Below are 13978 nucleotides of genomic sequence, written 5' to 3' on the forward strand. Positions count from 1 at the left end.
TTATACTTTAACAGTAAATTTTATCACTAAGAATTATGGGGATTTTTATGCTTAAAGTAGGTTTTATTGGTTGGCGAGGAATGGTCGGCTCTGTTTTAATGTCTAGAATGGTTGAGTCAAAAGATTTTGATAATATCGCACCAACTTTCTTTTCAACTTCGCAAGTAGGCCAAAAAGGTTCAGGTTTCATAGAAAAATATGGACTATTACAGGATGCTAATGATGTTAAGCAATTGAGCAAGATGGATATTCTTCTAAGCTGTCAAGGTGGAGAGTACACAAAAGAAATATATCCAAAACTTAGAGCTTCTAGCTGGAAAGGGTTTTGGATAGATGCTGCATCTGCTTTACGCTTAGAGAAAGATAGCACTTTAGTTTTAGATCCTCTTAACCATGATCAAATTGTAAAAGCTATACAAAGTGGTAAGAAAGATTTTATTGGAAGTAACTGTACTGTTAGTTTAATGTCATTAGCAATATCTGGTCTATTAAAGGAAGACTTAGTTGAATGGGTTAACTCTAGCACTTACCAAGCTATCTCAGGATCTGGTGCAGCGGCTATGCAAGAGTTACTGGTACAAACTAAACTTTTAAATGAAAAAGATGATGCAAACAAAGACATCTTAACTAGAGAAAAGACACTAAGAGAGTTGTCAAAAAATGCTTCATTAATTCCTCAGGAAAAAACTGTTCAAACCCTAGCATACAATCTACTACCTTGGATAGATGTTGCTATGGAGAATGGACAAACTAAAGAAGAATATAAAGCTGCTACTGAACTTAACAAAATACTTGCTACTAAAACATATATCCCTGTTGATGGAGTTTGTGTGAGAGTTCCTAGTTTAAGATCTCACTCTCAAGCACTTACAATTAAACTAAAGAAAAAACTAACCATCAAAGAAATCCAAGAGAAAATATCTAAAGGTAACAAATGGGTTAAAGTTGTTGAAAATAATAAAGAAGACACTTTAAAAAATTTAACTCCTCAAGCAACTTCTGGAACGTTAGATATTGCCATTGGTCGTATTAAACAGTCTCTAATAGCTGATGACATATTTCATTGTTTCACAGTTGGTGATCAACTACTTTGGGGAGCTGCTGAACCTTTAAGAAGAGTTCTAAACATTATCTTAAAAGAAACTTCTAAGCAAAAAAGTTCGCAAATGGATTTACTGTAAAAACCAAACTGATAATTTGACAAACAATTACCAATCCTCCCAATATTGCAGCATACATATTTGGCAATCTTATTTTATTTTCTTTATCTAAAAGCATTGGTGTAAACACAAACACTATTACTGCAAATATAGCTGCATATTGCAAAGCAAGAATAAACCCTTTTGGATAGAATATTGTAAATATCAATGGTGGAATAAAAGTCAATAAACTAACGTTTATATAATTTATCTTCCTATTAAATCTTGAGAAAATATCTCTTATATAATGCATAAGTGATATTCCAACACATAAAAATGATGTGATAATCGCCACGTTAACAAATACATTTAAAAATAATTGTATTGTTGCCGAACTAGTTATCATTTTTATTTCAGCCACAAAATCACCTAAGCTGTTCCCTTTGGCAAAAATACTTTGATAACTATGCTCCCCAGCCTGAGGAATTAAGGCTAAACATAAAAGTAACCACAATATATATATGAATAGAACACTAAGGCTACCTATAAGTATACTCTTACGAATACTATTTATATCACCCTCCTGATATTCATATAAAACCGGAATAATATTTTGAAAACCAAATGATGGTAAAAGCGTTGGCCATGCAAACACTAAAGCTAGTATAGATAATGGAGTTACTTTCAAATAATCTGGATTAATATATACAACCATCCATCCCAAACATAAAATAAAAAATACCAGTTTTAAAAATACAAATGTTCTATTTGCATAATCACTAATCTTATAACTATACATAAATGAGCTAAAAATCAGAATAAAGATAATTGCACTAACTGCTGTATTTATATCAGATGAAGCATCTTTTGTAGCAGCCTGCCCTATAGCTTCAATAAGGCTAGCTCCCTGGGTCGTGTAAGCCGACATTAATGAATATAAAAGTAGCATGTATACAACTGTAAAAAATAGTTGATATGCTCTAGAAGAACGCGATTCCATCATAGTTGTGAAATTAACCCCTAATGGATATTCAGAGCATACTTTTAATAGTTTCAGTGCCATTAAATACATTACACTCCATGACATTATTAATAAAACTATTGCTGTAAAAAAGCCACATGAAGCAACTATAAGAGGTAAAGAAAGCATCCCTGCACCTATAGTTGTACCTATAATTAACAACACACTACCAAAAGATTTTGAAAACATTAATAATAAATTTAGGAGTAACTTTAAAATTCATATTACCATACAAAATTAAGTAACTATAACTATTAAATATTAAACACTCACAGAGTCTCTAATATAGAAAAGTCCATTAACCGGATTTAAAATGCTGGAAAAATCTTTTGAGAAATATATCCTTTTTTCTATGCCACAATCAGTTTCTAGCCCCAAATCACATTCCATAGCATTTGGCATGGCATAAATTTGTTTTCTGTCCTCATCAAACAATATTTGTATATTTTGATTACTTACACTAATACTTATAGGATCTTCAGCCAAAGAAATATGATTACTACTATCAGTACCAATCATATATATTTTTTTATCAGTTATTAAAAATATATATCCAAACCTTACTATAACAGCCTTTGTAATTTCTCCATTATAGTTTATAGAGCCAATAGAGCTAACATCTATAGAATCAAAAACTTGATTAGCATCAGACACATCATAAGTGAAAAAATCAATATTCCCATCATGATCAAGATTAGTAGAATTAACCATTCCATATATATAACTACTACCATCAACCATCATTATTAATGGTAGCTTATTATAGTTTGATGAATGGTATTTACTAATAACTGGATAACTAACGCCGTTGATAGTTAGTCCATTCATATTATCACTAGCTAAAGCATTTACATTATTTATTATAATATCTCTCGAATTTAATGAATCCATCGTACGTTGTGAAGAAGTCTGTATTCCATAGCTTGCTGAAACTGTACTAGGATACTCGCCTATTTTCTCTGCTAAAGAATTATCTGCAAGATCCACTTGATAATACTCCCAATGAGATGCAGAATTTTCACTAAAAAATGACAATATTGTGGTCGGCGTATTAGACCAAACTAAGTTTTTTATTGAGTTATTAGCAAAGTCAGCTCTAATTATCCAACTTGATAAATCAGTTTTTGCTTGCTCTGAATTTTGAACCAAGGTACTTAAAGCTGTTGATGAAGTATAAAGCTCTAATCCATCGTTAATGACAACAGCTACATACATAGTCCATCTACCATTAGCCAAATCCCATCCCACACTTAGTGAACTAATATTACCAACTCCTTCAGGCAAAGTCAGATCAAAAGATCCTCCAACTCTAGACTTAAAACTAATTGTTGTACCATCAATCTCAAAAGCTCCTATAAAACCAACCTCAGAATTAATAAGAGAATTATTACTTAATCTCAAATCCTTTTCATCGCTAGATAAAAATTTTGTATTTATGTAAGGAACATTAACTGGCACTAAACTATTATCATACTGAGAATATTTAGTTATATTTTTAAAAGTTGATGTACTATACAAAAACTCTCTAGACCCAATAAGTTTTGCATCTGAATCATCATTAAATACCCTATATGCAAACTTATCTACTTTAGCTATCGCAGGCTCATCGGAGTAAACTTCTCCACTAATAAAAGGTCCTAATGCTATTGTACTACCAGACCCCATCTTAGTTATTTGATAACGAAATCCTCCTTTTGTTTCATCAATATTTTGAACTGTAGAGTTATTTCCCAAATAATTCTCTAAATAACTATCAACTGAAAACTTTGATGCAAGCAAATTATCTAATCCTAAACTAGATAGCGTGTTCAACTTACTTACATAAGAGGCTCCAGAAATTACTATCATTAAAACAAAGGCTATTATTAACACATAAACTAGGGCTGAGCCTTTTTGTATTTCTGAGTATTTAACTAACATTTATCGGAATAATTCTATTATATGTTTGTCCATTAATATCAAAAGATAGCTTTAAACCGGAAACATCCTTATCTAGCTTAGTTGTAGAGCCAATATTACTCCAACTTATATTACTTCCTTGTAAAACATCTTCTGACTTTACGTATGCTATTTTCAGATTACTAACTCCATCTATAAGCTCATATGACACGCCTCTAGAAGAGCTATCTCTAATATAAAGATATAATGAATACACCTTATTACCTGACTTATCAAGTCTACCTGTATCTCTTATATAATATATATCTAACTCATACTTACCAATATAAGCGCCTTTGCCTATAGAAGAATCTATACTATTAGATATCGTTATGCTTGACTCTTCTCCACTATTTGTAACATCCGATATCTTCATAAGATTATAGGTATTAGCTGTACAAGTAATAATATACTCATCATTTGCTAATTCTTTTATGGAATTTTTTGGCACGGTAAATATAAGTCCTGAACTATCAGATACCGTATTTGTGTATTCCGTATCTCTTTGAATCATTAAATAATCAGTCCCAGCTTGAAAACATTCTCCAATACAATCACTTTCCATGCTATTTGGTAAACCATAATCATTAGGAAAAGGCACATTACCTACAGAAGCCACGCCTTTTTCTAAGATATTTAACATATTATCTCCTGTATTATCTTCAAAAGATTGATTCTGCGAACCATACACACATGCAAAACCCATATTACTTAAGATATTTTCAAAGACTTGTTTTACCATCAAAGCTTTTACATTATTATCAGCTTGTTCATTAATATTTTTATAGATCTTTTTAACACTAATATATGTAGTTATAGCACCACCTATAACTATTAATGATATAGTCATAGATATTAATAATTCTATTAAAGTGATTCCTTTCTGATATTTACTACTCATTAAATAACACAACGTTAAAACTCTGAGTCACACTATAATCTAAATATGAGATTTCTATAGTTATTGGATTTTGTCCTGCATACAATATTCCCACACCTTTAAAAGAAGGATCTCCTCCCAGAGTATTACAATAGTAACTAGTGTAACCATCCATAAAAGAATTATAATTAACAGGTAAAGTAGACTGGCAGCTAGATGCATAAGCATCCCATTTATCCACCCCAATTGCGGACATCGAATTTGCGTTATTAATCACATTAACAGTTACTGGCGTACCATCTACAATATCTTGACCTATAAGATTTACAACATATCCTGTCCCATTAAGATAATTTGGTAAATATCTAAGCTCAATATCAAAAGGATTAACTTCAATATCTTTAGTTACTGTTACCTCTTGATCAGCCTCATCAGTAACAGTCAGAGAAACTGTTTTACTACCATAAGAGCTATATTGAGCTAATACATTCTGATTAATCTCTGTAGTAACAATATCATCAGCCCCACCACCGAAATTATAGGTATAAATAGCATTTTCTGTATATATAACTGTTCCAGATGCATTAAATGTACATTCAGAAGCATTACATTCTCCAAAGTTTAAAATAGGTTCTGGAGGTGGTGGTGGCGAGATAGTAACAGGAATAGTTTTACTATCTTTAATACTATATTTATCAGTCACAGTAAGTGTAACCTCATACTGTCCATAGTCTGAGTATTCAATCTCTATATTTTGAGAAGCACTAGATGTAGTCTCTGGAGAAATACTGACATTACTTCCTGTAGAACTATAACTGTATAATGCACCATCTGCAATAGAGCCCTCGGCATTAAAGACACATTTCTTATTAAGACAACTTATAAGATTTAATTTTACTTGTGGTTTATTTGCTATGATAGTAACTCTATTTGTATTATTTGAATTCTCTTTTGAGGAAATCAGTATAGTATTTGTACCATCTCCATTATCTGTAGCTCCGACAGCCGCATTACTAGACACTCCTGCTATTTTCATTTCAGCAGCTGCCTGTTGTAAGTTATCTGATTCTTGAATTTTTTTATTTAAACTATAGTCTTTAGCAATAAGTGCATCAAATAAAATGAAAAATATAAATAAAACAGATAACAGTATCGTTAATGCAACTAAAGTCTCAATCAATGAAACTCCTTTAAATTTATTGCTCGCGGAATGAAGCACTTATAACCCTTATTAATTAAAGCTTAATCAAAATTAATCAATTATATAAATTTATAATTTTTACCAAAAAATAGCTACTTGAATAAATAAAATATTTGCAAATAATATAAAAATTAATTTTAAATTCATGTAAATAAAATAAAAATTATGCAATAATGTAATCATCATAATAAAATCGTTCCAAACCTATGAAAAAGAAAAGGAAACAAAAAGGAGTAGCTCTAATTGAGGCTTTAATCTCAACTATAATCATCATGCTTGTTTCTTTTTATGCTTTTTCTTTAATTTCTAATTATCGTATGAATGCAGTTATGCAAAATACTCAAACGGAATTACTTCGTGAATTAGATGACCGAGTAATAATGTTTGATACCCTAGGAACTTTTAATGAAAATGACTTTAATGGAAATCATGGGCTTATTATATTCTGTTATAATATATCTGACGGTCCTTCTAGCACTACTAAAACATATACTTTCACTGCCACAAATCGAGATTTGAACATTTCTAAAGACTTAGTTGCCATCTCAGATGTTATTTTAGGTGAAAGCACACATACTCAAACAAACCAAAACGGAGGTAATGTATGTTCTTAAAAAACAAAGGATTTACAATTGTTGAATTATTAATTGCTTCCCTTATAACTATTATAACTGTAGGAATATCAGTAGAGGTTTATTTAGCTGCAAAAAAAGATTTCACCTTAAATGAATTAGAGCTAAAAACTTTAGCTAGTGCTAATGAAACTCAAGTTGCATTATCTAGCGCTATAGTAAATGCTGGCTTTAATTCAAAATATGGTCTCTTTTCTTGGCATGATATTGAAAATATAACTGAAGATAGTGTACCCGAGTTTGGTCATGAAAATAATAGAATTATGCCTAGGATTTATATTGAAACAGTAGGTGATTCAATTAGTAATTCGATACTGCCAGAAAATGCTGTAGCTGGTACAGATTATATATTACTACAAGGAAGCAATATAGAATCAACCCTTACTGACAATACCTTGTCAGGCTCTAACGAACTAGGAGTAAGTAATGACTTTGCTAGTCAACTAGCAGCCAATGATTATGTAATCATTGGCAGTGCCATTGCTTATACATTAGGTAGAGTAAGTAGCATTGCAGATGGAAAGATAACTCTCACGAACAACCTTAAATGGAGTGTTTATAGTGGTGACTACATAGGTAGATATCAACCAACAGTGTATTATATTGGGAATAGCTCTGATCCTGATGGTGAACTAAGAGTTGATGAAAATGGGCAACAAATAAACTCTTTATTCAGCTTCTCTAAAAATAACAATTCAACTCAGCAACTAGAAATAATCGATAACATCTCTAATATGCAAATTACTTTACATAAGCTAGGCACAGGCAACGCAGATAGTGATTGGAAAGAGCCTAGTGTGTTTGATACTGATGAAGTAAGATATAGAAAAAATCTATTTAATCAAATAGATGCAATGAGAATACAACTGACTATAAATGGTGAAAACTCAAATATAGTTATAAGACTTAAAGATTAGGGAGGAATTATTATGCTTAAGAAACAAAAAGGTAGCTCCTTAGCCCTCACTCTTATATTTGCAACTACAATAGGCATTGTATTAGCTGGTGTGGGATATACATTAAAGGTAAATTTACTAAGAAATAAAGGTATAAACGAAGCTTTACAAAGTGATCTTTTAAGAAAAGGAGATTTAACTAATCAAATTGATACTAGTTTACTAAGTCCTTTTTCTAATCAACAGATCCCAGACTCATCAGTAGGAGATGTCATAATTCATTCTGAAATTCAAAGCTTTGAGCCTATATATTATAATGCTGAACTTTATAATGCTGATGCCTACTTACAGTTTGTAATTAATCAAAGCTTTAACAAAAACGATAGCACTATCTTTAATAGAGCTATTAGATACAATGTTCTACCTCCTAGCTCTTACAAACAGTATAGTGATGATCTTATCCCTATAAATGTTCCTATAGTTAATTTAAATGCTATGAACGACTCAGAAAAAACTCATCGATTAAATGATGGTAGCATTCTTGATACAGAGATGGGATATGTTGATTCACTTAAAAGAGTAAATGAAAGCTTAAAATTAATAGGTGCCAATAAAACTATACCTCTTCCATCAGATGCAAGCTCTGACTTTAAAGCCAACTTTAAAACCATATTAGGCTGGGATCTTGTTGACGGTAGATGGATACTTTATATTGCTATATATGACCATTACTATATATATACAACGAGTATTCCATTAACTAGTATACTTGACGCCTCACCTATTTCAGCAGTATGGAAAACTGTAGGAATTAATGATCCTAAATCTGAGTTAGCGCCTCCATATTTGATACTAAAAATAAAATGGTACCAACCAACTGATAATTCTGCTCCTAGCTTAATTATAGCTGATAAACTTGATTATGCTGGCCTAGTTCAAGTATATGAAACTTATGGTAATGGTAATGGTAATGGCAATAACGGAGATAATGGCAACGGTAACAATAATCACAAAATTACCATATGTCATTACCCTCCAGGAAATCTAGATAATGCCCATACACAGTCGATTGACTATAACGCTCTAGATACACACTTAGAAAATGGTGATACTATTGGAGAATGTGGTCTATATACTGATAATAACTTAGGTTTAGCATTTTATAGTTACTTGCCTTCAGCAATATCAGGAAATGAATTATCATTCCTGTTTAATGATGGTGATGATGATTCTTATAGAGATTTTACAGAAGACAAACTATTTTTATCTATCCCTAATCCATCTGGTGGGCTAAATAGTGGAAAATATGTTTATGCAAGAGTAGGAAATATAAATGACAAACATATAAGTAAACTTCTATCAGTATATGGGGGGACTTCTACTAATATTACAGGAGAACACATGAATACCTACTCTGATACTAGTCGTGAATCTATAATAGTTCCAACTAGTAGCAATAGCTTTAACTATCTAGAGGTTGGAGATAGTCAAAACTTTATTTACTATCAAGATAGTCTAGTCAAAATAGGTGAGCTAGATAGTCCAATGAAAGTATTAAGTGGAGGCCAGTCCGGTACAATGCTTGATTCTCCTACAGCAACTATAACTGGTGTGGGACTTTTCTGGGCAAGTTATAGATCTAGTGGAAATCTATATTATTACATTGCCACAAACCAATTAGAAGAAAGCAAAGATACTCTTCCTTCTAGTTTCTCAAATTTACCAGTAATGCAAAATATTCAACGTCTACATGATACAACTAACAATAGAATATATTTAAAAAATTATGGTTTAGAATGTAAAACTGGTGAAAGAACTGGCAATGATTGTAATATCGAACAAACTTTATATTCACCAGATATCTCACCAGATAGCATTCCTCTAATCCCGTTTTCAGTTGGAACTATCTATTCTCATACTGATTAATGCTATCTATCCATAAATATTATTTTCTTAATAAAAGCTTATCACTTTCTTTATAAGCTTTATCTGCAAAATCTCCCATCCAGTTTTTAACTTGTTTAAAGTTTTCTATAAAGGTTTCTTTATCGCCCTTTTCTACACCCTTTGCATTTTGTTGAACAAATTCTGCAAACTCCACTACCATTTCTTTTCTACTATCATCAGACATTATTATATCGGCATATAGTCCAGGGCCTTGACTAAAAAGTCTTCCAACAATATTTAATTCCATCTTATAAACTGGACTTGCTAACTTTAGAACTCTATCTATATCGATATTCTTTTTCTTTAGAAAGAGTCCTAAACAATAAACACTAAAATGCTCAATACCTTGCACAAACGTCATAATCTCATCATGATCTTTAGCTGACATATGCTCTATACTAAAACCAATACTTTCTAGATCATCTAATAACCACTTATATTTTTCTTCACCTCTCCCATCACAAACAGTTATCACTTGTTTATCAGGAATTTCAACAGTAGGCCCAAATATTGGATGTAGTCCAACCACGGGTCCTTGATATGCACTTAACATAGCCTCTAAAGGCTCTTGCTTAATACTTGTATAATCTGCTAATACACACTCTTCTGATAAAAATGGAACCACTCTATCTATTATTTCTTTCGTAAGATAAATAGGTACAGATATTATGACTAAATCCTTATTTTCTAATTTAGACTGTGGATTCGCCCAATCCCTACTGCCAAAAATAGTCACTTCATAATCAGGAAAATACTTTGAGAATAGTTTCTGAGTCATTTGACCCATTTCACCGTTACCACCAACTATACAGATTTTTTTACTCATATTTTTATACCTTAAAATTGAAAGTAACAGGACCATCATTAACTAAAGAAACTTTCATATCAGCCCCAAAAACTCCTGTCTCTATTTTTGAATATTTGGACTTAATAATTTCAACAAACCTCTCAAATAGCTCTTTTGCCTTACTTGGAGGACAGGCGTTACTGAAGCTAGGCCTTAATCCTTTTTTAGTTTCTGCAGCAAGAGTAAACTGGGGAACAATTAGAATACCTCCATTTATAGAAGATACAGATAGATTCATCTTATTATTTTCATCTTCAAAAATACGATAATTTATTAGCTTATCAGCCATTTTTTCAAAATTATTTGGTAAATCATCAGGCTCTATACAAACTAGAGCCATTAAGCCCTTATTTATAGACCCAACCATCAGATTATCTACAGACACACTTGCACAGCTAACTCTTTGTACAACAGCTAACATATAAAAATATTAATTAAATGTTTTAACAAAGAATTATATATGAAATTAATTTGAATTAATAAGAATAGATATTTAAATTTGGTATCCCGTAGGGGATTCGAACCCCTGTTGCCGCCGTGAAAGGGCGGTGTCCTAGGCCTCTAGACGAACGGGACATGCGGTAAATTATATATTTAAAGTAATTTTTGTCAAGACTTATAAGAGATAAAAGTTAATTAATTATTCTTATCTGCGTATATTTTAGCTTGTGCTGCAGATAGCCTAGCTACAGGCACTCTAAATGGTGAGCAAGAAACATAATCTAAGCCTAGATCATGACAGAAAGCTACCGAATAAGGTTCTCCTCCATGCTCTCCACAAATACCCATCTTAGCCTTAGGATTAACAGCTTTAACACCTTCTTTAGCTATTTGCATAAGTTTACCAACGCCTTTAGGATCTAATCTAGCAAATGGATCAAAACTTAAGATACCTTTTTCTAAGTATTCCTTAATAAACTTATTTGCATCATCTCTACTAAAGCCAAATGTCATCTGAGTAAGATCATTTGTACCAAAAGAGAAAAACTCACTTCCAGCTTCTGCAAGCATACCTGCACCTATAGCTCCTCTTGGAGTCTCAAGCATAACACCAACTTTATAGTCAATATCCATTTTTTCTCTTGCTAAGATAGCATCTGCTGTTTCTCTGACGATTCCACTTAATAACTTAAATTCACCAAGTGTACTTACTAATGGAATCATTAACTCGGGACTTACTGCTATACCCATCCTTTTAACAGAAATAGCTGCATAAATAATTGCTTTTGTTTGCATAACTATAATTTCAGGATAAGAAACTGCTAGTCTACACCCTCTATGACCCATCATAGGATTCACTTCAGATAAAGACTCAATCCTACCCTCAAGCTCTTCTACACTTACTTTAAGTTCTCTTGCTAAAGCCTCTACTTCTTCATGTTCTCTTGGTAAAAACTCATGAAGTGGAGGATCTATAAATCTAACTGTAACAGCTAAGCCATCCATAACTTCAAAAAGCTCTTCAAAGTCTTGTTGTTGTACAGGAAGTAACTTATCAAGAGCTTTTTGTCTCTCAACTTTGTTTTTAGCAAGAATCATTTGTCTTACATAAGAAATACGCGTATCTTCAAAAAACATATGTTCTGTACGACATAAGCCTATTCCTTCAGCTCCAAACATTCTTGCTGTAGCTGCATCAGATCTAGTATCAGCATTACATCTAACTCTTAACTTTCTTACTTCATCTACAAATTTCATGAAAGCTTCAAATTCAGCTGTAACTTCTGGATCAACTGTTTTAATAATACCTCTATAAACACTACCCTTTGTACCATCTAAAGAAATATAATCACCCTCTCCAAAAACTTGGCCTCTTTCGAAAGTAATAGTTTTTTCTTCTTCATTAATTCTTGCTGTTTCTAATCCAGAAACACAACATTTACCCATACCACGTGCCACAACGGCCGCATGAGAAGTCATACCACCACGTAAAGTCAAAATACCATTACAAGCATTCATCCCTGCAATGTCTTCTGGAGAAGTTTCAATCCTAACAAGTATTGTTTTTTCCTCACCTCTAGCCTTAGCAGCAAGTAAAGAATCAACATCAAAATATATTCTACCACTAGCAGCACCAGGCGATGCTCCCAATCCAGAACCTAAAGCTCTTTTAGAAGCTAATGCTTTTTCATCAAATTTAGGATGCAACAATTGCTCTAACAAATGAGGCTCAACCATCATTACAGCTTCTTCATTTGTTATCAGACCTTCTTTTACCATATCAACAGCTATTTTTATAGCTGCCTTTGCAGTTCTTTTACCATTTCTTGTTTGCAACATAAAAAGCTTACCATCTTCAATAGTAAACTCCATATCCTGCATATTTTTATAAACTTTCTCTAGGTTAGTCGCAATCTTAACAAACTCTTCATAAACTTCTGGCATCGCATCTTTAAGAGTAGATATGTGAGATGGAGTTCTAACTCCTGCAACCACATCCTCTCCTTGAGCATTAATTAAATACTCACCAAAAAGCTCATTATCGCCAGTAGATGGGTTTCTTGTAAAAGCAACTCCCGTACCTGAATTATTACCTGAGTTTCCGTAAACCATCTCTTGAACGTTTACTGCAGTACCCCAGTTATTAGAAATATTATTAATTTCACGATAAATAATTGCCCTTTCAGCATTCCATGACTTAAATACAGCCTCAACCGCCGCTAACAACTGCTCTTTCGCATTAGATGGGAAATCTTTACCAACTAGCTTTTTATATAGTTTCTTATAATCATCAACAATCTGCTTATAATCATCGCCATTTAGATCACAATCTAAAGCAACTTTTCTTTCAGCTTTTTTTGCTTCTAAAATTTTGTCAAAACCATGCTTCTCACAGTCCATAACAACATCGGCAAACATCATAATAAATCTTCTATAACTATCATAAACAAATTGTTCGTTATTTGTCTTAGCTATCATCGCTTTAGCTACATCATCATTTAGCCCAAGGTTTAAAACTGTATCCATCATCCCCGGCATTGAAACTCTAGCGCCTGAACGGACTGATACTAATAAAGGATTCTCTGAACCTCCAAACTTTTTACCAGTTCTTTGCTCTAACTTCTCAACACTAGCAAATATCTCCTCCTTTAATCCTTCAGAAAGCTTCTGCCTATCATCATAATACTTAAGACAAGCCTCTGTAGTAACTGTAAAACCATCAGGAACAGGTAAACCACTATTTAACATTTCACTTAGATTTGCTCCTTTTCCACCAAGCAAATCTCTCATTTCTTTATTACCTTCGCTAAAAGCATAGACAAACTTTGACATTACAACTCCTCTCAAGTTATTTATTTTAAAGTTTCTTTTGATGTTTATGATTTACACTCATGCAAATCATTTTCAATAGTATCATAATTAAATATATCTATGTAAAAGAAATTTATAGAATTTTAATATTATGGAAATAACTCTTTCGAGCATTACAATATATAAAATTGATAATAGAATTTACTTAAAGGGGAAATAACAAAT

11 protein-coding genes and 1 tRNA gene are annotated in these 13978 nt (G+C 32.2%); 4 read left to right on the plus strand and 8 right to left on the minus strand.

What is annotated here, in order from left to right; translation table 11 throughout:
• The first annotated feature begins 47 nt into the window (after window positions 1-47).
• Complete coding sequence (gene asd / locus KX01_RS01105; RefSeq protein ID WP_071663245.1) at window positions 48-1181, plus strand: aspartate-semialdehyde dehydrogenase; 1134 nt, start codon at window positions 48-50, stop codon at window positions 1179-1181.
• Here the strand turns inward: asd and KX01_RS01110 are convergent.
• The 4 genes from KX01_RS01110 to KX01_RS01125 form a co-directional block, all read right to left on the minus strand.
• Window positions 1147-2349: an amino acid permease gene (locus KX01_RS01110; protein WP_071663246.1), complete on the minus strand. Its 1203-nt coding sequence runs from the start codon at window positions 2347-2349 to the stop codon at window positions 1147-1149. The genes asd and KX01_RS01110 overlap by 35 nt on opposite strands.
• 72 nt (window positions 2350-2421) lie before the next feature.
• Entirely contained in the window at window positions 2422-4080 is a 1659-nt protein-coding gene (locus tag KX01_RS01115) for a hypothetical protein (protein ID WP_071663247.1), read from the minus strand.
• Window positions 4070-4999 carry a PilW family protein gene (locus KX01_RS01120; protein WP_071663248.1) on the minus strand — a complete coding sequence of 310 codons (930 nt, stop codon included), beginning with the start codon at window positions 4997-4999 and terminating at the stop codon, window positions 4070-4072. Before KX01_RS01120 ends, KX01_RS01115 begins: the two co-directional genes overlap by 11 nt.
• Window positions 4992-6197, minus strand: coding sequence for a PKD domain-containing protein (locus tag KX01_RS01125; RefSeq protein WP_156860355.1), 1206 nt, complete (start codon window positions 6195-6197; stop codon window positions 4992-4994). The genes KX01_RS01120 and KX01_RS01125 overlap by 8 nt, the downstream gene beginning before the upstream one ends.
• A 188-nt stretch (window positions 6198-6385) precedes the next feature.
• Between KX01_RS01125 and KX01_RS01130 the strand changes: the two genes are divergently transcribed.
• The 3 genes from KX01_RS01130 to KX01_RS01140 are packed head-to-tail and all read left to right on the plus strand — an operon-like array spanning window position 6386 to window position 9633.
• The gene (locus tag KX01_RS01130) at window positions 6386-6793 is read left to right on the plus strand and encodes a hypothetical protein (protein ID WP_071663250.1); all 408 of its coding nucleotides are present in this window, start codon (window positions 6386-6388) and stop codon (window positions 6791-6793) included.
• Window positions 6784-7728 (plus strand): hypothetical protein, encoded by a 945-nt coding sequence (locus tag KX01_RS01135; RefSeq protein ID WP_071663251.1) that lies wholly within the window; start codon window positions 6784-6786, stop codon window positions 7726-7728. Before KX01_RS01130 ends, KX01_RS01135 begins: the two co-directional genes overlap by 10 nt.
• A 12-nt stretch (window positions 7729-7740) precedes the next feature.
• Complete coding sequence (locus tag KX01_RS01140) at window positions 7741-9633, plus strand: hypothetical protein (RefSeq protein ID WP_071663252.1); 1893 nt, start codon at window positions 7741-7743, stop codon at window positions 9631-9633.
• 19 nt (window positions 9634-9652) lie between these two features.
• Here KX01_RS01140 and tyrA read toward each other — a convergent pair whose 3' ends face one another.
• From tyrA to ppdK, 4 genes are all read right to left on the minus strand, one after another.
• A complete protein-coding gene (tyrA, locus tag KX01_RS01145; protein WP_071663253.1) occupies window positions 9653-10480 on the minus strand; it encodes a bifunctional chorismate mutase/prephenate dehydrogenase in 828 nt (275 codons plus the stop codon).
• Between the two features lie 4 nt (window positions 10481-10484).
• On the minus strand, window positions 10485-10922 hold the full coding sequence (dtd, locus tag KX01_RS01150; RefSeq protein WP_071663254.1) for a D-aminoacyl-tRNA deacylase: 438 nt from the start codon (window positions 10920-10922) through the stop codon (window positions 10485-10487).
• Between the two features lie 79 nt (window positions 10923-11001).
• A tRNA-Glu gene (locus KX01_RS01155) sits at window positions 11002-11077 on the minus strand.
• Window positions 11078-11137: 60 nt separating this feature from the next.
• Complete coding sequence (gene ppdK, locus KX01_RS01160; protein ID WP_071663255.1) at window positions 11138-13774, minus strand: pyruvate, phosphate dikinase; 2637 nt, start codon at window positions 13772-13774, stop codon at window positions 11138-11140.
• Between the last annotated feature and the right edge of the window lie 204 nt (window positions 13775-13978).

It is taken from the genome of Francisella frigiditurris (assembly GCF_001880225.1).
Lineage (GTDB): Bacteria > Pseudomonadota > Gammaproteobacteria > Francisellales > Francisellaceae > Francisella > Francisella frigiditurris.